The 20,632-nt window shown below is 70.5% G+C and carries 15 protein-coding genes; 10 read left to right on the forward strand and 5 right to left on the reverse strand.

Annotated features, from left to right (window positions below; genetic code table 11):
- Nucleotides 1-367 precede the first annotated feature (367 nt).
- Nucleotides 368-988: a TetR/AcrR family transcriptional regulator gene (locus tag ACFYW8_RS27430; RefSeq protein ID WP_389082090.1), complete on the reverse strand. Its 621-nt coding sequence runs from the start codon at nucleotides 986-988 to the stop codon at nucleotides 368-370.
- 36 nt (nucleotides 989-1,024) lie between these two features.
- Between ACFYW8_RS27430 and ACFYW8_RS27435 the strand changes: the two genes are divergently transcribed.
- A complete protein-coding gene (locus tag ACFYW8_RS27435) occupies nucleotides 1,025-1,822 on the forward strand; it encodes an alpha/beta fold hydrolase (protein WP_389081641.1) in 798 nt (265 codons plus the stop codon).
- Nucleotides 1,823-1,978: 156 nt separating this feature from the next.
- Here ACFYW8_RS27435 and ACFYW8_RS27440 read toward each other — a convergent pair whose 3' ends face one another.
- Nucleotides 1,979-2,977, reverse strand: a complete 999-nt coding sequence (locus ACFYW8_RS27440) for a CAP domain-containing protein (protein WP_389081646.1) — start codon at nucleotides 2,975-2,977, stop codon at nucleotides 1,979-1,981.
- A 153-nt stretch (nucleotides 2,978-3,130) separates the two neighbouring features.
- Here ACFYW8_RS27440 and ACFYW8_RS27445 point away from each other — a divergent pair, with 153 nt between their 5' ends.
- The 3 genes from ACFYW8_RS27445 (at nucleotide 3,131) to ACFYW8_RS27455 (ending at nucleotide 7,909) form a co-directional block, all read left to right on the forward strand.
- The gene (locus ACFYW8_RS27445) at nucleotides 3,131-3,412 is read left to right on the forward strand and encodes an acylphosphatase (protein WP_389081651.1); all 282 of its coding nucleotides are present in this window, start codon (nucleotides 3,131-3,133) and stop codon (nucleotides 3,410-3,412) included.
- A gap of 381 nt (nucleotides 3,413-3,793) precedes the next feature.
- Nucleotides 3,794-3,997, forward strand: coding sequence for a hypothetical protein (locus ACFYW8_RS27450; protein WP_028802434.1), 204 nt, complete (start codon nucleotides 3,794-3,796; stop codon nucleotides 3,995-3,997).
- A 207-nt stretch (nucleotides 3,998-4,204) separates the two neighbouring features.
- Nucleotides 4,205-7,909: an AAA family ATPase gene (locus ACFYW8_RS27455; protein WP_389081657.1), complete on the forward strand. Its 3,705-nt coding sequence runs from the start codon at nucleotides 4,205-4,207 to the stop codon at nucleotides 7,907-7,909.
- Nucleotides 7,910-8,035: 126 nt separating this feature from the next.
- Here the strand turns inward: ACFYW8_RS27455 and ACFYW8_RS27460 are convergent, their stop codons facing one another.
- Nucleotides 8,036-8,377: a DUF4326 domain-containing protein gene (locus tag ACFYW8_RS27460; protein ID WP_389081662.1), complete on the reverse strand. Its 342-nt coding sequence runs from the start codon at nucleotides 8,375-8,377 to the stop codon at nucleotides 8,036-8,038.
- 529 nt (nucleotides 8,378-8,906) lie between these two features.
- Between ACFYW8_RS27460 and ACFYW8_RS27465 the strand changes: the two genes are divergently transcribed.
- Nucleotides 8,907-10,325, forward strand: a complete 1,419-nt coding sequence (locus tag ACFYW8_RS27465; protein WP_365873230.1) for a sugar porter family MFS transporter — start codon at nucleotides 8,907-8,909, stop codon at nucleotides 10,323-10,325.
- 131 nt (nucleotides 10,326-10,456) lie between these two features.
- On the opposite strand, the gene ACFYW8_RS27470 is transcribed toward ACFYW8_RS27465, so the two are convergent.
- Nucleotides 10,457-11,425, reverse strand: coding sequence for an LLM class flavin-dependent oxidoreductase (locus ACFYW8_RS27470; RefSeq protein WP_389081670.1), 969 nt, complete (start codon nucleotides 11,423-11,425; stop codon nucleotides 10,457-10,459).
- 455 nt (nucleotides 11,426-11,880) lie between these two features.
- Here ACFYW8_RS27470 and ftsY point away from each other — a divergent pair, with 455 nt between their 5' ends.
- Nucleotides 11,881-13,083, forward strand: a complete 1,203-nt coding sequence (ftsY, locus tag ACFYW8_RS27475; protein ID WP_389081674.1) for a signal recognition particle-docking protein FtsY — start codon at nucleotides 11,881-11,883, stop codon at nucleotides 13,081-13,083.
- Nucleotides 13,084-13,243: 160 nt separating this feature from the next.
- Here the strand turns inward: ftsY and ACFYW8_RS27480 are convergent, their stop codons facing one another.
- The gene (locus ACFYW8_RS27480) at nucleotides 13,244-13,906 is read right to left on the reverse strand and encodes a bifunctional DNA primase/polymerase (RefSeq protein ID WP_365873237.1); all 663 of its coding nucleotides are present in this window, start codon (nucleotides 13,904-13,906) and stop codon (nucleotides 13,244-13,246) included.
- 446 nt (nucleotides 13,907-14,352) lie between these two features.
- On the opposite strand from ACFYW8_RS27480, the gene ACFYW8_RS27485 reads away from it, so the two are divergent.
- The 4 genes from ACFYW8_RS27485 (at nucleotide 14,353) to ACFYW8_RS27500 (ending at nucleotide 20,434) form a co-directional block, all read left to right on the forward strand.
- A complete protein-coding gene (locus tag ACFYW8_RS27485) occupies nucleotides 14,353-15,828 on the forward strand; it encodes a hypothetical protein (protein WP_389081680.1) in 1,476 nt (491 codons plus the stop codon).
- A gap of 435 nt (nucleotides 15,829-16,263) precedes the next feature.
- Nucleotides 16,264-17,601 (forward strand): ammonium transporter, encoded by a 1,338-nt coding sequence (locus ACFYW8_RS27490; RefSeq protein ID WP_365873241.1) that lies wholly within the window; start codon nucleotides 16,264-16,266, stop codon nucleotides 17,599-17,601.
- The gene (locus tag ACFYW8_RS27495) at nucleotides 17,598-17,936 is read left to right on the forward strand and encodes a P-II family nitrogen regulator (protein WP_261708276.1); all 339 of its coding nucleotides are present in this window, start codon (nucleotides 17,598-17,600) and stop codon (nucleotides 17,934-17,936) included. Before ACFYW8_RS27490 ends, ACFYW8_RS27495 begins: the two co-directional genes overlap by 4 nt.
- Before the next feature lie 38 nt (nucleotides 17,937-17,974).
- Nucleotides 17,975-20,434, forward strand: a complete 2,460-nt coding sequence (locus tag ACFYW8_RS27500) for a [protein-PII] uridylyltransferase (protein ID WP_389081691.1) — start codon at nucleotides 17,975-17,977, stop codon at nucleotides 20,432-20,434.
- Nucleotides 20,435-20,632: the final 198 nt, after the last annotated feature.

Genomic DNA, 20,632 nt, shown 5'->3' on the forward strand with positions numbered 1-20,632 from the left:
CATACTCAGCCACAGCGCTACCCGGAGGGTCGCACTAACTGCCGGTTAGCGTCGCGTCCTCGCGTAACACCTGGCGTACCTGGGGAACTTGGGGCACTTGGCGTACTGGTCTCACTTCCGAGGTGCGCACACACGCGCGGCACCCCCGGAGGTACTGCACACGGCCGACCCCCCGAGCGGGCCGACCAGGCCGGCGCGACCACCTCGAAGAGTGCGGCGCCAGCCCAGCCGCCATCGAGACCCTCGAACGTGCCTGGACTCGGTGAGGCGTACCGAGCTACCCAGGACGATGCCTGAGCCGGTCGCCTGGCTCCCATCCGGAGCCTGGCTTACCGGTCCAACGGAGGGCACTTCCAGGTGTTGCGGGTCAGGACGCTGGTGACGTGAGTTGTCGGCAGATCAGATGGTGAGCAAGTTGCGCTGTCGCGAGCAGGTCCTCGCGAGATGTGCCGCCGTTGGATCGCACTGACAATCCGTGCCAGACGCATTGGACGAGCCCGGTCAGGACCGCTGCGTTGGTGCCGGCGGCTAGTTCCCCTTCTTGGATCGCTCGTTCGATGCGTGCGAGGAGGGCCTGCTCGTTCGAGCTGTGCAGTTCGGCGACGTAGGCGCTGGTGTCGAGCGTGCTCGTGCTGTCGCTCATCACGGCACTGCTGATGAGGCAGCCGGGGTGTGTGTCGCTTGGCTGGGTGAACTCGTGCACCGAGTCGGCGAGGATGCGTTTGATCACGGTCAGGATGTCGTTCTCGGCGACAGCCTGCTGATAGATCTCGCGGTACCGCTCGGCGTAGGTCCGAACCGCTTCCTCGAACAGTCCAGCCTTGCTGCCGAAGGCGGCGTAGAGGCTGGAGGTGGACAGACCGAGGGCCGCGGTCAGGGCGCGGGTCGAGGTGCCGGAGTAGCCGCGTCGCCAGAAGAGGCGAGCTGCATCAAGGACCACGCGGTCACGGTCAAAGGCTCGTGGTCGTCCACGGTTTCGTTCGGTCACGCTTGCATTGTAGATCGTTTGCTCCATAATAAATTTATGGAGCGAACGATTCAGAAGAGGCTGCCGGCCGGCGGGGACAGTTGGGTGACGGTCGATGTGTACGGGGAGCCGGATGCTCCGGGCCTCGTCGTCGTCCCCGGCGTGATGAGCGACGCGCACACGTGGCGCCACGTTGCGGGCTCCGTCGACGCCTGGCCCTCGGTGGTAGTCGTAAACCGCCGGGGCCGCGCCCCCTCGGGGGCTCTGACCAACTCCTACTCGCTGCGGACAGAGATCGAGGACCTCGGCGTGGTCCTTGACGAGTTCGGCGGCGCGCGGACGCTCTTCGGCTGGAGCTACGGCGGCTTGATCACCTTGCTGGCCGCCAACGAGCGCCCGATTCCCCAAGTGATCGCCTACGAGCCGGTGATGCGACCGTTCGGACGCCATGCACTGCCGGACCTGAAGGTCGCCGAGGAGACGGCGGACTGGGATCGCTGCGTCGAGATCGTCAATCGGCAGATCTCCGGCTTCTCCGCAGCACATGTCGACGGCCTTCGGGCCGATCCCCACAGTTGGGCGACACTGCGTCGATTGAGCGGACCGCTGTACGCCGAACTCAGCGCCCTCAACGCGGAGCCACCTCCGGATCTGATGGCACAGCAGGCAGATCAAGCCGACCTGATCATCGGCCGGCATAATCGCGGCACGGCCCCCTACGGAACATCGTTCGACCACGTGCGGCAGTACGTCGCGCACGCCGAAGTCCACGAACTCCCTGGCCAGGGCCACCTGGCCCACATTCAGGCGCCGGCAGAGCTGGGCCACCTGCTCAACAAACTCGCCGCGATCTGATGGGCACCCAGGCCGGCGGACGTACGCGCGCCTGATGCCGTCGAGCGGGAAACGGACTCGGGCCGCCGTGGATGGCGTCTTCACGGATGAAGATTCCACGCACGGCGGCCCGGACACGGCCCAGGAGGGTGCTTAGCCCTCTGACCTGCGGTTGGCTCAGTAGCCGAAGTCCTGCGTCCACCAAGGGCCGCCCGTGGCGAAGTGGACTCCGACGCCGAGGGTCTTGAAGTCGCAGTTCAGGATGTTGGCCTTGTGACCGGGGCTGTTCATCCAGGCGTCCATGACGGCGGCCGCGTCGGCCTGGCCGCGGGCTATGTTCTCGCCGCCGAGGCTGGTTATCCCGGCCTTCGCCGCACGGTCCCAGGGGGTGAGCCCGGTCGGGTCGGTGTGGTCGAAGAAGTCCCGCGCCGCCATGTCCTCGCTGAAGGTCTGGGCCAGGTCCGACAGCGCGCTGTTCGCGGCAACCGGGCTGCAACCGACCTTGGCGCGCTCGTCGTTGACGAGCTTGAGCACCTCGGCCTCGGCTACGGCCTCCGCGGACACGTTCACCGGGGAGGTGGTGACCGGCGCCTCGGTGGCGGTCTGGGTGGGCTGCGGAGCCTCGGGCGCCGGTGCCTCGTCGGTGGGCTTGGCGGTCGGCACCTTCGGCGGCTGCGCCGTGGTCGGAGCGGCCGACGGCGAGGAGGAGGTCGAGGTCGAAGGGGCCGAGGGGGCGGCCGACGGCGAGGCCGCGCGATTGGCGCCACGGCTCGTCGACGTGTCGTCGCGGGAGTCCGCGCTGCCCGAGGTGCCGCCCTGCTGGGTGTTCCCACTGGACGGCGAGCCCACGGCCTGAACGCTGTCGGACTTGTTGCCGCCACCGCCGAGCGCGCCGAGCGAGTAGTTGTCGCTGCCCGGCACGACACCGGCCGCGACGGCCACGGTGCCGAGGGCCACGGCCGCCGAGACGCCGAGCAGTCCCGTCTTGACCGGGCTCGGACCCTTCCGCTTGCGGTGCGAGCGGTTGGCGGCCGCGGACGGGAGGTCGGCGACGGCCGCGTAGCCGTACAGGTTCTCCGGGCCGTAGCTTTCCGTGTGGGCACCGCTCGTATCTGTGACTCCGGTGGCGCGCCCTGTGGCGGCGCGGCCGGCGTCGGAGCGTCGGTGGCGTCCCATCTCTTGGGCCTTCCTCGATCTTGAGTCAGCGATTCTCACCTGAACCTCACCCGAAAGAGTGAGTTTCTAGTGAGACTCATTGGGTCGGGACGGTACCCCATGGCGCAAGGGGAGGATGTGCTCCACGTGACATTGTCCGGTTAGCGTGCAGCCATGAACGAGGTTGTGCGGCTGGTCGTCTGGGTGCGCGGACGGGTCCAAGGTGTGGGTTTCCGCTGGTTTACGCGGGCCAGGGCGCTGGAGATCGGCGGGCTGAGTGGTTTTGCTCTCAATCTCGACGACGGACGGGTCCAGGTGGTCGCGGAGGGCTCCCGGGCCGGCTGTCAGGGTCTGCTCGACTGGCTTCAGGGAGACGACACGCCCGGCCGGGTCGACGGAGTCACTGAGATCTGGGACACGCCCCGGGGGATCTACGACGGCTTCGCCATCCGGTGACGATGACGGCCTCGATGCCCCGGAAAGATGGCATGGCGTATGCCACCGGCACCCGTCAGTAGCGGAAACGGCCTGGTGGTTGCCAAGAACGGCTCGAAGTGGCAGGCTCCCGAGGTAACGATGATCTCGACGCCCTGAGGGCCCCGCAGGAGTCGTCGCGCCGCCGTTTCAGAAGCCGCGCGACAGTGGGTTGCCCGCCGATGCAGGGCGTGATCGTGTTGACCGTCAAACTTTTTGGTGAGACGCTGAAAGCCCCGCGCACCCTAGCTGTTTGGCATGTGGAACGGCAGCAGGACATCAGCAGTGTCAAGCATCGCGGGTGCGATTCCCTCACGACCCACACCGCTTCGGTCGGTCACTCAGTGTGGAGGACCATCCATCATGGCAAAGGCGCTTCTCGGTTACGTCGGCGGTTCCGACCCGCGACTCATTGCCGAGATGCGACGGCTCCAGCAGCGCGTCCAGGACCTCGAATCCGAGCTCGTACGGATTCAGGCCGAGAACGACGCGCTCGCGGCTGCCGCTTCTCACGACTCGCTTCTCGAGAGCATCGACGTACCCCAGGCGGAGCCTGCGCTCACCTGATCACTGCACCGCACCACGACAGCAGTGGTTGGGCAGCCCGAATCAACCGCTAAGTTGTCAGATTTGCAAGGGACGCCCTCAGGCGTCCCTTCTTTCTTTCCCCCGAGCACCGCTCCCCCTCTTTAACGTCTGGTGTGCCCTGCGCGTTCATGGGTGAAACCGCGCGTTCATGGAGTGAGACCGGCCCGAAAGGTAGAGTCCAGCGGCGTGCACCTCAAGGCCCTGACCCTGCGCGGCTTCAAGTCGTTCGCCTCCGCGACCACCCTGCGGTTCGAGCCGGGCATCACCTGTGTCGTGGGCCCCAACGGCTCGGGCAAGTCCAACGTCGTGGACGCCCTCAGCTGGGTCATGGGTGAGCAGGGGGCCAAGTCGCTGCGCGGCGGCAAGATGGAGGACGTCATCTTCGCCGGCACCACCGGGCGCCCGCCGCTCGGCCGTGCCGAGGTGTCACTCACCATCGACAACTCCGACGGCGCCCTGCCCATCGAGTACGCCGAGGTCACCATCACGCGGATCATGTTCCGCAACGGCGGCAGCGAGTACCAGATCAACGGCGACACGTGCCGACTGCTGGACATCCAGGAGCTGTTGTCCGACTCCGGCATCGGCCGGGAGATGCACGTCATCGTCGGGCAGGGCCAGCTGGACTCCGTCCTGCACGCGGACCCGATGGGCCGCCGCGCCTTCATCGAGGAGGCGGCGGGAGTCCTCAAGCACCGCAAGCGCAAGGAGAAGGCGCTGCGGAAGCTGGACGCGATGAAGGCGAACATGGCCCGCGTCCAGGACCTCACCGACGAACTGCGGCGCCAGCTGAAGCCGCTCGGCCGGCAGGCCGCCGTGGCACGCCGCGCCGCCGTCATCCAGGCCGACCTGCGCGACGCCCGGCTGCGCCTGCTCGCCGACGACCTCGTACGCCTGCGAGGGGCGCTCCAGTCGGAGATCGCCGACGAGGCCGCGCTCAAGGAACGCAAGGAATCCGCCGAGGCCGAGCTGAAGAAGGCGCTCCAGCGGGAGGCCCTGCTGGAGGACGAGGTACGGCAGCTCACGCCGCGCCTGCAGCGCGCACAGCAGACCTGGTACGAACTCTCCCAGCTCGCCGAGCGGGTCCGCGGCACCGTCTCGCTGGCCGACGCGCGCGTGAAGAGCGCCACCTCGGTGCCCGCCGAGGAACGGCGCGGACGCGACCCCGAGGACATGGAGCGCGAGGCCGCCCGCGTCCGTGAGCAGGAGGCCGAACTCGAAGCGGCCCTGGAGGCGGCCGAGCGGGCCCTGGAGGACACCGTCGCACACCGCGCCGAACTGGAGCGCGAACTCACCGTCGAGGAGCGCCGCCTCAAGGACGTGGCCCGCGCCATCGCCGACCGCCGGGAGGGCCTCGCCCGCCTCAACGGTCAAGTCAACGCGGCCCGTTCACGCGCCGCCTCCGCGCAGGCCGAGATCGACCGGCTCGCCGCCGCCCGCGACGAGGCCCAGGAACGCGCGGTCACCGCCCAGGAGGAGTACGAGCAGCTGAAGGCCGAGGTGGACGGTCTCGACGCGGGCGACGCCGACCTCGCCGAACAGCACGAGGCGGCCAGGCGGGCGCTGTCCGACGCGGAGGCCACGCTGAGCGCGGCCCGCGAGGCGGCCACCGCGGCCGAACGCGAGCGGGCCGCCACCCAGGCCCGTCGCGAGGCGCTGGCCCTCGGCCTGCGCCGCAAGGACGGCACGGGAGCCCTGCTCGGCGCCGCGGACCGGCTCACCGGCGTACTGGGTCCCGCCGCCGGACTGCTGTCGGTCACCCCCGGCTTCGAGGTCGCGCTCGCCGCCGCGTTCGGCGCGGCCGCGGACGCCGTCGCGGTCACCACGCCCGCCTCGGCGGCGGAGGCCATCCGTCTGCTGCGCAAGCAGGACGCGGGCCGCGCGGCGCTGCTGCTCGCCGGAGCACCCGAGGAAGCCCGCGCCGAAGCCGGACCGTCGGACGGCGCCTCCACCGCCGTACCCCTTCACGACAGGGACCAGGACCAGAACCAGGACCAGAACAGGGACCAGGGCAGCGTCCAGGGCGGCGACCAGGACCCGGACCCGGACCAGGACCAGGACAGGTACAGGGCCGGGGAGCGGAGCGACGGGCTGTCGTACGCCGCCGATCTCGTCCGGGGTCCCGCCGATCTGATGCCGGCCGTCCGCCGGCTGCTGCGCGGGATCGTCGTCGTGGGGACCCTCGAAGAGGCCGAGGATCTGGTCTACGCGCGGCCCGCGCTGACCGCGGTGACCGCCGAGGGCGACCTGCTCGGGGCGCACTTCGCGCACGGCGGGTCCGCCGGGGCGCCCAGTCTGCTCGAAGTGCAGGCCTCGGTGGACGAGGCCGCGGCCGAGCTGGAGGAACTGGCCGTCCGCTGCGAGGAGTTGACCGACGCCCAGCGGCTGGCGGCCGAGCGGCGCACGGAGCGGGCCGCGCTCGTCGAGGAGCTGGGGGAGCGGCGACGGGCCGCCGAGCGGGAGAAGTCGTCGGTCGCGCAGCGGCTCGGACGGCTGGCCGGGCAGGCGCGGGGCGCCGCGGGCGAGGCGGAGCGCAGCACCGCGGCCGCCGCCCGTGCGCAGGAGGCGCTCGACCGGGCCGTGGAGGAGGCCGAGGAGCTGGCCGAACGGCTCGCCGTGGCCGAGGAGATGCCCGTCGAGGAGGAACCGGACACCTCGGTACGGGACCGGCTCGCCGCCGACGGCGCCAACGCGCGGCAGACGGAGATGGAGGCCCGGCTACAGGTGCGTACGCACGAGGAGCGGGTCAAGGGCCTCGCGGGACGGGCCGACTCGCTCGACCGGGCCGCCCGCGCAGAACGCGAGGCACGCGCGCGTGCCGAACAGCGCCGGGCGCGGCTGCGTCACGAGGCGGCCGTCGCCGAGGCCGTCGCCTCGGGTGCCCGGCAGCTGCTCGCGCACGTCGAGGTCTCGCTCGGCCGGGCCGAGGCGGAGCGCACCGCCGCCGACAGCGCCAAGGCGCACCGCGAGCAGGAGCTCGTCGCCGCGCGCGGCCGGGGCCGCGATCTCAAGGCCGAGCTCGACAAGCTCACCGACTCGGTGCACCGGGGCGAGGTGCTCGGCGCGGAGAAGCGGATGCGCATGGAGCAGCTGGAGGCGAAGGCGCTGGACGAGCTCGGCGTCGAGCCGGCGGGCCTCGTCGCGGACTACGGCCCCGATCAGCTCGTACCGCCGTCGCTGCCCGCCGAGGGCGAGGTACTGCCCGAGGATCCGGAGCACCCGCGCAACCAGCCCCGGCAGTTCCACCGTGCCGAGCAGGAGAAACGGCTCAAGTCGGCCGAACGCGCGTACCAGCAGCTCGGCAAGGTCAATCCGCTCGCTCTGGAGGAGTTCGCCGCGCTGGAGGAGCGCCACAAGTTCCTCAGTGAGCAGCTGGAGGACCTCAAGAAGACGCGCGCCGACCTTCTCCAGGTGATCAAGGAGGTCGACGAGCGCGTCGAGCAGGTCTTCACCGAGGCGTACCGGGACACCGCCCGGGAGTTCGAGGGCGTCTTCAGCCGGCTGTTCCCGGGCGGGGACGGGCGGCTCATCCTGACCGACCCCGACAACATGCTCACCACGGGTGTCGACGTGGAGGCCAGGCCGCCGGGCAAGAAGGTCAAGCGGCTCAGCCTGCTTTCCGGCGGCGAGCGGTCGCTGACCGCCGTCGCGCTCCTCGTGTCGATCTTCAAGGCGCGCCCCAGTCCGTTCTACGTGATGGACGAGGTCGAGGCCGCGCTGGACGACACCAACCTCCAGCGGCTGATCAGGATCATGCAGGAGCTGCAGGAGGCCTCCCAGCTGATCGTGATCACGCACCAGAAACGCACGATGGAGGTCGCCGACGCGCTGTACGGCGTGTCCATGCAGGGCGACGGCGTGTCGAAGGTCATCAGCCAGCGGCTGCGGTGACGCCTCCGTGTCCGCGTCCGCGCGGTCGTACGTGCCCGAGGGCGCTCCCTGACATGCTCCCGGTGCGCCCGCGCCCGCGCCCGCCCGTGTCCGTGCCTCAAGCCTGCCCGATGCCGTAGGGCTGACCTACGCCCCGTCGGGGGTGGGGAGGTTCTCGCCGACGCCCTCGTCGGCGAGTTCGGCGATCACCTCCGCGTGGCAGAGCTCGGGTACGCACCAGCAGCCGAGCCGGTGGCCGCGCAGGGCCGGGAGCCGGGCCAGGAGCTCGGGACGCGCCAGCAGATGGGCACGGTACATCTCGACGACCTCCTTCCGGGTGCCGTCGTGGCCCGGACGGAACGGGCTCGCCAGCGGGGACCCGGCCAGGTGCCAGCCGCCCCGGTGCATGGCGCGGCCGACGTACACCACATCGGCGTACGCGGGATCGTCGCGGTGACCCTTGAGGTTGACGACCGTCGTGGGCGGCATGACCGGATCCTCGCCGCTCGGGCCGCTACGGGCAACGCGAAACACGGCGGGGACGGTGTCGGAGCGGGCGCACCCCGTAGGCGTGTCCGCGGTGTTCCGCGGGTGTTCCGCGTGTCACACCCGTGCGCTCCGTTCAGGATCCGCGCGCCGCGACGGTCCCCGCGGCCGCCGCCCGAGCCGGAGATGTCGACGGGCCCGATCGCCCGTGCGGTCGGCCTCGAGCAAGCCGACACGCTGCGGATTCCGCCGTCTGGACCCGGCTCAGTGACCGTGCGACGCGGTGCGCAAGGTGGCCTTTGATGGACCATTCGGGTACCGGATGTTCAAGTCTTGAACATAACTACGTCACATCTGCCATGGAAGTTCACATCCCTCCAACTTTGACTTCGAAAGTTGAAGGCATAGTCTCTCCGACGTTGCTTTTACCTTCAGGTGGTGGCCCGCGTGAACATGTGCGCCACTGGTACCACCAGCGAAGGGTTTCGCCCCCCACCCCCGGCAGCGAGGCCGGTGGCCCGAGGAGTTTTACGTGACCAGCGCATCGCAGGCACCTAAGTCAGAAGCCAAGTTGGCTCACCCCGAACATCTCGGGCATGTCATCTTCATCGCGGCTGCGGCCGCGATGGGCGGCTTCCTGTTCGGCTACGACAGTGCCGTGATCAACGGCGCCGTCGAGGCCATCCGCAGCCGCTACAACGTCGGCTCCGCGGCCCTGGCCCAGGTCATCGCCATCGCCCTGATCGGCTGCGCCATCGGCGCCGCGTCCGCCGGCCGCATGGCCGACCGCATCGGCCGCATCCGCTGCATGCAGATCTCCGCGACGCTCTTCACCATCAGCGCCGTCGGCTCGGCGCTGCCCTTCGCGCTGTGGGACCTCGCCTTCTGGCGCATCGTCGGCGGATTCGCCATCGGCATGGCCTCCGTCATCGGTCCCGCCTACATCGCCGAGGTCTCCCCGGCCGCGTACCGCGGACGGCTCGGCTCGTTCCAGCAGGCCGCGATCGTCATCGGCATCGCCATCTCGCAACTGGTCAACTACGCCATCCTGAACGCCGCCGGCGGCGAGCAGCGGGGCAAGCTCCTGGGCGTGGAAGCCTGGCAGGTCATGCTCGGCGTCATGGTCATCCCGGCCGTCCTCTACGGTCTGCTCTCCTTCGCCATCCCCGAGTCGCCGCGCTTCCTGCTCGAGGTCGGCCGCAGGGACCGTGCCCGTGAGGTGCTCAAGGAGGTCGAGGGCGACAAGATCGACCTCGACGCCCGCGTCGCCGAGATCGAGCACGCCATGAAGCGCGAGCACAAGTCGACCTTCAAGGACCTGCTCGGCGGCGGCTTCCTCTTCCTGCCGATCGTCTGGGTCGGCATCGGCCTCTCGGTCTTCCAGCAGTTCGTCGGCATCAACATCGCGTTCTACTACTCCGCGACGCTGTGGCAGTCGGTCGGCGTCGACCCGACGGACTCGTTCTTCTACTCGTTCACCACGTCGATCATCAACATCGTCGGCACCGTGATCGCCATGATCTTCGTGGACCGCATCGGCCGTAAGCCGCTCGCCCTCATCGGCTCGGTGGGTATGGCCATCGGTCTCGGCGCGGAGGCCTGGGCCTTCTCCTACGACCTGGTCGACGGCAAGCTGCCGGCCACCCAGGGCTGGGTCGCCCTGATCGCCGCGCACGTCTTCGTCCTCTTCTTCGCCCTCTCCTGGGGTGTCGTGGTCTGGGTCTTCCTCGGCGAGATGTTCCCGAACCACATCCGTGCCGCCGCGCTCGGTGTCGCCGCCTCCGCGCAGTGGATCGCCAACTGGGCCATCACCGCGAGCTTCCCGTCGCTGGCCGACTGGAACCTGTCCGGCACCTATGTGATCTACACATTCTTCGCCGTGCTCTCCATCCCCTTCGTGCTCAAGTTCGTCAAGGAGACGAAGGGCAAGACCCTGGAGGAGATGGGCTAGCCGCCCACGTCACCGGCGGCTCCTCGCGCGCCGCGGTGACTCCCCGGAACTCGGGGAGAAGGGCCAAGTCCCCGCTGCCCCTCTCCTCGTACTCGTAAAGAGGGCGTGCTGCCCCGGCTCGGACCGTGAGGTCACTCGAGCCGGGGCAGCACGCTTTCGCAGAACAGCCGCAGGCTGCGCCAGCCCTCCTCCACGGGCATCCCGCCGGACAGCGGATGCAGGACGAGGTTGTCGAGGCCCTGCGCCACGCACTGGTCGGGCGTGAGGATGCGGTAGACGCCCTCGGCGCGCAGCTCCTCGACCGTCGTGGCCGCCGACTTCACCGCCGAGCGGATGTCACCGGACTGCCAGGAGGCGTACGTCCGCGCCTCGTGCAGGAAGTGGGAGCCGTACGCGGCCCAGGCCCGGTCCGGGTCCTCGGCGATGTGCAGCAGCGGCGTCTCGGCGCCGGGCATCATGGTCCAGCCCTCGGTGCCGTACTCGATGAGCCGCTCCTTGTAGTAGGCCTCCAGCTCGGGCAGGTGCGCGCTCGGGAAGAACGGCAGCCCGAGCCGGGCGGCGCGCCTGGCCGCCGCCCTGGAGGAACCGCCCACCAGCAGCAGGGGATGCGGGTCCGAGAACGGACGCGGGGTGACCCGTACCGTGCGGCCCCGATAGGTGAACTCCTCGCCGGTCCACGCCTTCAGCACCGTCTCCAGGAGCTCGTCCTGGAGCTCGCCACGCCGCTTCCAGTCGACGTCGAAGAGCGCGTACTCCTCGGGCCGGTAGCCGATGCCGGCCACGGTCACCAGACGTCCACCACTGAGCAGGTCGAGTACGGCGATCTCCTCGGCGAGACGCAGCGGGTCGTGCAGCGGGCCGATGACGGCCGAGACGGTGACCGCGAGACGCCGGGTCGCCCCGAAGACCGCGCCCGCGAAGGCGAACGGCGAGGGCAGCCAGTTGTTGGCGACGCCGTGGTGCTCCTCGGTCTGCACCGTGGTGATCCCGCGGTCGTCGGCGTACGTGGCCATCTCGACGGCGGCCTGGTAGCGGGCACTGAGCGAGGCGGGGGTGGCGTCGGGTTCGACGAGGTTGAAGCGCACGACCGTTACGGGCATGGGGAGCCCCCCTTCGTGTGTGGAGGGGGACGGTAGCTGACGATGCGTCAGACGACCATAGGCGCGGAACCTTTCAAGCGCCGCCCGAGCCGGGCCGCGCTCCGGGCGCCACCGCGGGCCTGGGCGGCAGCACGTACGTACGACGCCGGCGGCGCCGCGAGGCCGGAGCCCCGTTGGTGTCGATGGCGAGGGCATGGCACGGTCGGCGACAGGGGCCATGGCACGCCCCGGCCGCGCCGCGCGCACCCGACGCGGCTCATGCACCACACCCGACGCGGCTCTCATCTACCGGACCCGACATGGCTCTCGCGTGCCGGACCCGTTGTCACTGTGCCTCTGAGAGGCTTTCCGGCCGACGCGGGGCCTGGCGGCGGACCGGCCCGGCCGGCGGGACATGCGGCCCCGCGCGGGCAACGAACGGTTCGGGCGGGAGGTCACGCCATACTGGGTCTGTTATGGAAACCATCATCCTTGCTGTAGTCATCGCCGTGGTGGTGATCGGCGCGCTCGGTGGGCTCGTCGTCGGCAGTCGCAAGCGGAAGCAGCTGCCCCCGCCGCCCCCCGCCGCCCCCGACATCACCGCGCCTCCGGCCGAACCGCACGTCGGCGACGAGGCGGAGGCGCCACGCGACGAACCACGCCGCACCATAGAGGAAGTAGATCTTCCCGACGGATCGGCCGCCCCGTCGGTCGTCGTCGAGGAACCTCCGGCCGTCCCCGAGATCGAGATCCCGGAACCGACCGCCGGCCGTCTGGTGCGCCTGCGCGCCCGGCTCTCCCGCTCGCAGAACGCGCTCGGCAAGGGGCTGCTCACGCTGCTCTCGCGCGAGCACCTCGACGAGGAGACCTGGGAGGAGATCGAGGACACGCTGCTCGTCGCCGACGTCGGAGTGCAGCCCACCCAGGAACTGGTCGAGCGGCTGCGCGAGCGCGTGAAGGTGCTCGGCACCCGGACGCCGGTCGAACTGCGCACCCTGCTGCGCGAGGAGCTGCTCACGCTGCTCGTCCCGGAGTTCGACCGCACGGTCAAGACCGACTCGAACCTCGACACCCCTGGCATCGTGATGGTCGTCGGCGTCAACGGCACCGGCAAGACCACCACCACCGGCAAGCTCGCGCGCGTGCTCGTCGCCGACGGCAAGAACGTCGTGCTGGGCGCGGCCGACACCTTCCGCGCCGCCGCGGCCGACCAGCTCCAGACCTGGGGCGAGCGCGTGGGCGCCCGCACCGTCCGCGGCCCCGAGGGCGGCGACCCCGCCTCGATCGCGTTCGACGCGGTCAAGGAGGGCATCGAAGAGGGCGCGGACGTCGTCCTCATCGACACCGCGGGCCGGCTCCACACCAAGACCGGCCTCATGGACGAGCTCGGCAAGGTCAAGCGCGTCGTCGAGAAGCACGCTCCGCTCGACGAGGTGCTGCTCGTCCTCGACGCGACCACCGGCCAGAACGGTCTGGTCCAGGCGCGTGTGTTCGCCGAGGTCGTGGAGATCACCGGCATCGTGCTGACCAAGCTCGACGGTACGGCGAAGGGCGGCATCGTCATCGCGGTGCAGCGTGAGCTGGGCGTCCCGGTCAAGCTGGTGGGGCTCGGCGAGGGCGCGGACGACCTGGCGCCGTTCGAGCCGGAGGCGTTCGTTGACGCCCTTATCGGAGAGTGACCACCCGCGTGAACGCGTAGGTACCCGAAGAAGCGCCCGCCCCCACAGAACTGTCGGGGGCGGGCGCTTCGTCCTGTGCGGTTCGTGCCGCAGACGGCGTCCGCCGCCACGGGGCGAAGAGGCGGCGGACGGACCCGTGCGGGCAGGCTCGGATGGATCCTCAGGCCCGCGAACGGTGTGCCACGTAGGCGAGTGTGCCCAGCAGCAGCCGGCCCGGGGGCGGCTTCGTGGCGGAGTCGAGGGCGGGGGAGCGCAGCCAGCGGACCGGGCCGAGTCCCGCGCGGTCGGAGGGCGGGGCGGTGATGAACGTACCGGGGCCCAGGCCGTGCAGGTCGAGGGAGGCGTCGTCCCAGCCCATCCGGTAGAGGAGCTCGGGAAGCTCGGCGGCGGAACCGGGGGAGACGAAGAACTGGGCGCGGCCGTCCGCGGTGGCCGTGACCGGACCGAGGGGGAGGCCCATGCGTTCCAGGCGGACCAGCGCGCGGCGCCCCGCCGGTTCGGCCACCTCGATCACGTCGAACGCCCGTCCGACCGCAAGCATCACCGCGGCACCCGGGAACTCGGACCAGATGCCGGTCGCCTCGTTCAGTGTCGCGCCGGCCCGGATCGTCGGGGCGAAGCCCAGCGGGTGCGCACCCGGTGCCGCGCAGTCGGCCCTGCCGCACGAGCACGCCCCCGCGGCGGCTCGGGCACCGGGGACCACATCCCATCCCCACAGTCCGGTGAACGCGGCCACGGCGGTGCCCTCCGACGAGCGGCCGCGGCGACGAGCGCCGGTCCGGATGTCGCGCATCGCCCGACTACTGCCGATCGTGAAGCCCATGCCCCCTCCAACGGGTCCGATGCGCCGGTGGTTACGTGACGGAACCGGATTGTCACCCTCTGTTCCTGGCTGCCCGATATCGCGCGATCCAGGCGGCGCCTTGTGGTGTGCGGGGTGGTGCGCTCGGTTTCGTGCGCCCTGGAGTGCACCTCTCCGCCCACCCTTGGCCGTTCTGTGTCAAGTGAATCGCGAGCAGGGCGACCGGAGTTCATTCGAAGGGGTGGCGAATGGTGGCGTTTCACGGATCGCCATGGTTGGGCGCGTGATCGTAGGATTACTTTGTGTGCACGAGTCCAGGGGTTGTCTGTACTCGTGGGTATGCCAAGGGCAAGCCGGCTTCCCGTTCGAAGGGTGAGAACTGCCGGACGCGCGGCCGTATTACGGGCATTCTGATAGGGCTTGGCGCAGAGCGGCGGCAAGTGGTCTCGGGGAGTGGGGGCGTTCCAGTGGGCGGCAACGGCGGAGGCGGGACAAACGCTGACAAGCGCCCCAACGACATGCTCGGCTCGTGGTTCGTGCGCAGCGGCTGGTCGAAGGGCGAGCTGGCGCGTCAAGTGAACCGCCGGGCCCGCCAGTTGGGTGCCAACCACATTTCTACGGACACCTCGCGGGTGCGCCGCTGGCTGGACGGGGAGAATCCGCGCGAGCCGATCCCGCGGATCCTGTCGGAGCTGTTCTCCGAGCGGTTCGGCTGTGTCGTCGCCGTGGAGGACCTCGGTCTGCGCGCGGCCCACCAGGCACCCTCCGTGTCCGGCATCGACCTGCCCTGGACCGGACCCCAGACGGTCGCGCTGATCAGTGAATACTCGCGCAGCGACCTGATGTTGGCGCGGCGCGGCTTCCTCGGCAGCTCGCTGGCGCTCTCCGCGGGCCCGGCCCTCATCGAGCCCATGCAGCGCTGGCTCGTCCCCACGCCCATGGCGTCGTACGAGGAACCCGAACCGCCGGCCTCGACCCGCCGCGGCGGCCGGCTCTCGCAGCCGGAGCTGGACCTCCTGGAGTCCACCACCGTGATGTTCCGTCAGTGGGACGCCCAGTGCGGCGGCGGACTGCGCCGCAAGGCGGTCGTCGGCCAGTTGCACGAGGTGACGGACCTCCTCCAGGAGCCGCAGCCCGCCGCCACCGGCAGGCGCCTGTTCAAGGTCGCGGCCGAACTGGCCGAGCTGGCGGGCTGGATGAGCTACGACGTGGGCCTCCAGCCCACCGCGCAGAAGTACTTCGTGCTCGCCCTGCACGCCTCGAAGGAGGCGGGCGACAAACCGCTCGGCTCGTACGTCCTGTCCAGCATGAGCCGCCAGATGATTCACCTCGGGCGGCCCGAGGACGCGCTGGAACTGATCCATCTCGCGCAGTACGGAAGCCGCGACTGCGCGAGCCCGCGCACCCAGTCGATGCTGTATGCGATGGAGGCCCGCGCCTACGCGAACATGGGCCAGCCCGGCAAGTGCAAGCGGGCCGTCCGGATGGCCGAGGACACCTTCGCCGACGTGCACGAGTGGGACGACCCGGACCCCGACTGGATCCGCTTCTTCTCCGAGGCCGAGCTGTACGGCGAGAATTCGCACTCCTACCGCGACCTCGCCTATGTCGCCGGGCGCAGCCCCACGTACGCCTCCATGGCCGAACCGCTGATGCAGCAGGCGGTCGACCGTTTCGGCAAGGATTCCGAGCACCAGCGTTCGTACGCACTCAACCTCATCGGCATGGCCACCGTGCACCTCCTGCAGCGTGAGCCCGAGCGCGGTGCGGTCCTGGCCAAGGAAGCCCTGAGGATCGGCAAGAAGGTGCGCTCGGAGCGCGTCAACACTCGTATCCGAAAGACGGTCGACACCGCGGTCCGCGACTTCGGGGACCTCGCGGAGGTCATCGACCTCACCGACCAGCTCGCCGTCGACCTGCCCGAGACCGCCGAGGCTGTCTGAAATCCGGCCGCCCGGCGGCCGCGCCCCGAGCCCCGGCTGCGGCCGGTCGTCCCGAACTGCCCGACTCGGCTCCCCCATGCCAGGTCATCGGACGGCCGGCCGTGGTCGGTTCCGCTGTATGCGGCCCGGGCCATCGGCGTTCTCGCGGACATGACTGGTCACCGCGGGGATGCTCCGCACGGTGGTCGCCGCGGTCCTCGTCGAAGAGGTCGCGAGCGCTCCGCCGGAGATTGCGTCACGATAACGATCGGTTCGACCGCAATCCGGCAGTTCATGAATGCGTAACACGCAAAGCGCCTTCGTCACTGGTGCGAAACATCGAGGGGCTTCCACGGAAACGGCGCTGCGTCAATCTCATGGCGCATAACCGGCCCACCCCTCACGACCACTCAGGCTTCGCCCGCACGGGGCCGTACCAACGACGAGGAGACGCCGATGGCACCAGCCATCACCCTTGCCGCAGAGGCACCTAAGCTGTCTGCTGCCAATACAGGGTTCATGCTCATCTGTTCCGCCCTGGTGCTCATCATGACGCCCGGCCTCGCCTTCTTCTACGGAGGCATGGTCCGCGTCAAGAGCACCCTCAACATGCTGATGATGAGTTTCATCAGCATGGGGATCATCACCATCCTGTGGGTGCTGTACGGCTTCTCCCTCGCCTTCGGCACGGACAAGGGATCGTTCATCGGCTGGACCTCCGACTGGGTCGGCCTCAGCAAGATCGGCCTGACGGAGCTCTGGCCCGGCTACACCATCCCGGTGTTCGTCTTCATGGTCTTCCAGATGATGTTCGCGATCATCACACCCGCGCTGATAAGCGGTGCTCTCGCGGACCGAGTGAAGTTCACCGCGTGGTCGCTCTTCATCACGCTGTGGGCCACGCTCGTCTACTTCCCGGTCGCCCACTGGGTCTGGGGCACGGGCGGCTGGGCCTTCGACCTCGGCGTGATCGACTTCGCCGGTGGTACGGCGGTCCACATCAACGCGGGTGCCGCGGCGCTCGGCGTGATCCTGGTCATCGGCAAGCGCGTCGGCTTCAAGAAGGACCCGATGCGTCCGCACAGCCTTCCGCTGGTGATGCTCGGCTCCGGTCTGCTGTGGTTCGGCTGGTTCGGATTCAACGCCGGCTCCTGGCTCGGCAACGACGACGGCGTCGGCGCGCTGATGTTCGTCAACACACAGGTCGCCACGGCGGCCGCCATGCTGGCCTGGCTCATCTACGAGAAGATCCGGCACGGCGCGTTCACCACGCTGGGCGCCGCCTCCGGCGCGGTCGCCGGTCTGGTCGCCATCACCCCGTCCGGTGGCTGTGTCTCCCCGCTCGGCGCGATCGCCGTCGGCGCCGTCGCCGGTCTCCTGTGCGCCATGGCCGTGGGCCTGAAGTACCGGTTCGGCTACGACGACTCCCTGGACGTCGTCGGTGTCCACCTCGTCGGCGGTGTCATCGGCTCCCTGCTGATCGGCTTCTTCGCCAGCGGCAAGGGCCAGTCCACGGCCGAGGGCCTCTTCTACGGCGGCGGCCTGACCCAGTTCTGGAAGCAGTGCGCCGCGGTCTTCGCCGTCCTCGGCTACTCCCTGGTCGTCTCCGCCATCCTCGCCTTCCTCATCGACAAGACCATGGGCATGAGGGTCACCGAGGACGAGGAGATCTCCGGCATCGACCAGGCCCAGCACGCCGAGACCGCATACGACTTCAGCGGTGCCGGCGGCGGCACCGCCCGGACCGCCGCGCCCGCCCCGGCCGACGCGGATGCCAAGAAGGTGGACGCATGAAGCTCATCACCGCCGTCGTGAAGCCTCACCGGCTCGACGAGATCAAGGAGGCCCTGCAGGCCTTCGGGGTTCACGGACTGACGGTCACCGAAGCGAGCGGCTACGGTCGGCAGCGGGGGCACACCGAGGTCTACCGCGGTGCCGAGTACACCGTCGACCTCGTCCCCAAGATCCGCATAGAGGTGCTGGTCGAGGACGACGACGCCGAGCAGCTCATCGACATCGTCGTGAAGGCGGCCCGAACCGGCAAGATCGGTGACGGCAAGGTGTGGTCCATCCCGGTCGATACGGCCGTCCGGGTCCGGACCGGCGAGCGCGGCCCGGACGCGCTCTGACCGGACCGGCCCGCAAGAAGAAAGACAGGAGTCGCTGGGTGACGAGTACGGACACGCGAGTGGAAGCAGAGGACTCGGGACCCAGCGGCTATGCGGCGGCCCGGCTGCGCCTCCTCCAAGAGGGGGCGCGGTCCGGGCCGCCGCGCCGTTCCGCCCTCGCCGAACTGACGGACGACTGGCTGACCGGCCTGTTCACCGCCGGATCCGAGGGCCTGCGCGGAGTCTCCCTCGTCGCCGTCGGCGGCTACGGCCGCGGCGAGCTCTCCCCCCGCAGCGACCTCGACCTGCTCCTCCTGCACGACGGCGGTGACTCCGGCGCCGTCGCCGCCCTCGCCGACCGCATCTGGTACCCCGTCTGGGACCTCGGCCTCGACCTCGACCACTCGGTCCGTACGCCGGCCGAGGCCCGCAAGACCGCCGCCGACGACCTCAAGGTCCAGCTCGGCCTCCTCGACGCCCGCCACCTCGCGGGCGACCTCGGCCTCACCGCCGGACTGCGTACGGCCGTCCTCGCCGACTGGCGCAACCAGGCCCCGAAACGGCTGCCCGAACTCCAGGAGCTGTGCGCGGAGCGCGCCGAGCGCCAGGGTGAACTCCAGTACCTCCTCGAACCGGACCTGAAGGAAGCCCGCGGCGGACTGCGCGACGCCACCGCACTGCGCGCCGTCGCCGCGTCCTGGCTCGCGGACGCACCCCGCGAAGGCCTCTCCGACGCCCGCCGCAGACTCCTGGACGTCCGCGACGCCCTGCACCTCGCCACCGGGCGCGCCACCGACCGCCTCGCCCTCCAGGAACAGGACCAGGTCGCCGCCGAACTCGGACTGCTGGACGCCGACACCCTGCTGCGCCAGGTCTACGAGGCCGCGCGCGTCGTGTCGTACGCCAGTGACGTCACCTGGCGTGAGGTGGGCCGCGTCCTGCGGTCGCGTGCCGTACGGCCGCGGCTGCGCGCCATGCTGGGCGGCGGCAAACCGGTCGCCGAGCGGTCCCCCCTCGCCGAGGGCGTGGTCGAACAGGACGGCGAGGTGGGGCTCGCCCGCACCGCGCGGCCCGAACGCGACCCCGTGCTCCCGCTCCGCGCGGCCGCCGCGGCCGCGCAGGCCGATCTCCCGCTGTCCCTGCACGCCGTACGGCGCATGGCCGCCGCCGCGCGCCCGCTGCCCACGCCCTGGCCCGCCGAGGCCCGCCAACAGCTCGTCACACTGCTCGGCTCGGGCCGCCCGACCATCGAGGTCTGGGAGGCACTGGAGGCGGAAGGGCTGATCACCCGGCTGCTGCCCGACTGGGAGCGGGTGCGCTGCCGGCCGCAGCGCAACGCCGTCCACATCTGGACCGTCGACCGCCACCTCATCGAGACGGCCGTCCGGGCCTCCGAACTGACCCGCCGCGTCGGCCGCCCCGACCTCCTGCTCGTCTCCGCGCTGCTGCACGACATCGGCAAGGGCTGGCCCGGTGACCACTCCGTCGCGGGCGAGATCATCGCCCGCGACGTCGCCGCCCGCATCGGCTTCGACCGCACGGACGTGGCGGTGCTCGCCACCCTCGTACGCCACCATCTGCTGCTGATCGACACAGCGACCCGGCGTGACCTGGAGGACCCGGCCACCGTCCGCTCGGTCGCCGAGGCCGTCGGATCGCAGGGCACCCTGGAACTCCTGCACGCGCTCACGGAGGCGGACGCGCTGGCCACCGGGCCCGCCGCCTGGTCCTCCTGGCGCGGCTCCCTCGTCGCCGACCTGGTCAAACGGGTCGCGGCCGTCCTCGCCGGGGACGCTCCCGAGGAGCCCGAGGCCGCCGCGCCGACCGCCGAGCAGGAACGGCTCGCGATCGAGGCGTGCCGCACCGGCGGGCCCGTCCTGGCCCTGCGCGCGCAGACGGAACCGGTCGACACCGAGACCGAGCCCACCTCCGACCCGGAGGACCCGGAACCACTCGGTGTGGAACTGCTCATCGCGGTCCCGGACCAGCCCGGCGTGCTCCCCTCGGTCGCCGGAGTCCTCGCCATGCACCGGCTGACCGTCCGCACCGCCGAGCTGCGCGCCCTGGACCTGCCCGACGGGGTCGAGGGCTCGGTCCTGCTGCTCAACTGGCGGGTCGCCGCGGAATACGGCTCCCTGCCGCAGGCCGCCCGCCTGCGCGCCGACCTCGTACGCGCCCTGGACGGCTCCCTCGACATCACCGCGCGCCTCGCCGAACGCGACGCCGCCTACCCGCGCCGCCGCGGAACCATCGCGCCGCCGCCCCGCGTGACCGTCGCCCCGGCCGCCTCGCGCCACGCCACGGTCATAGAGGTCCGCGCCCACGACGCCCCCGGCCTGCTGCACCGCATCGGGCGGGCCCTGGAGAACGCGCATGTCCGGGTACGGAGCATGCATGTCTCGACCCTCGGCGCGAACGCCGTGGACGCCTTCTACGTGACCGGCACGAAGGGAGCGCCGCTGCCGGGCGCGGAGGCGGCCTCACTGGCGCGCGCCCTGGAGGAGACGCTGAGGGGCTGACCCCGCGGTGGTTTTGCGCGGTGAGCGGACGAGTGATCCCCGCGTCTCGGGCCTGCTCGGGCCGACGAAAGCCGGTCCGGGAGGGTTTCCGGGCCTGCTCCACGCCGCTCCGGGCCTTGGCTGCTTCCGTCCCCGCCCGCCGAAAGCGGCGGGCGGGGACGATTCGCTTGCCGGGCCGGATACCCTGGAGGGCAGCCC

Source organism: Streptomyces sp. NPDC002742 (assembly GCF_042888885.1).
Taxonomy (GTDB): Bacteria; Actinomycetota; Actinomycetes; order Streptomycetales; family Streptomycetaceae; genus Streptomyces.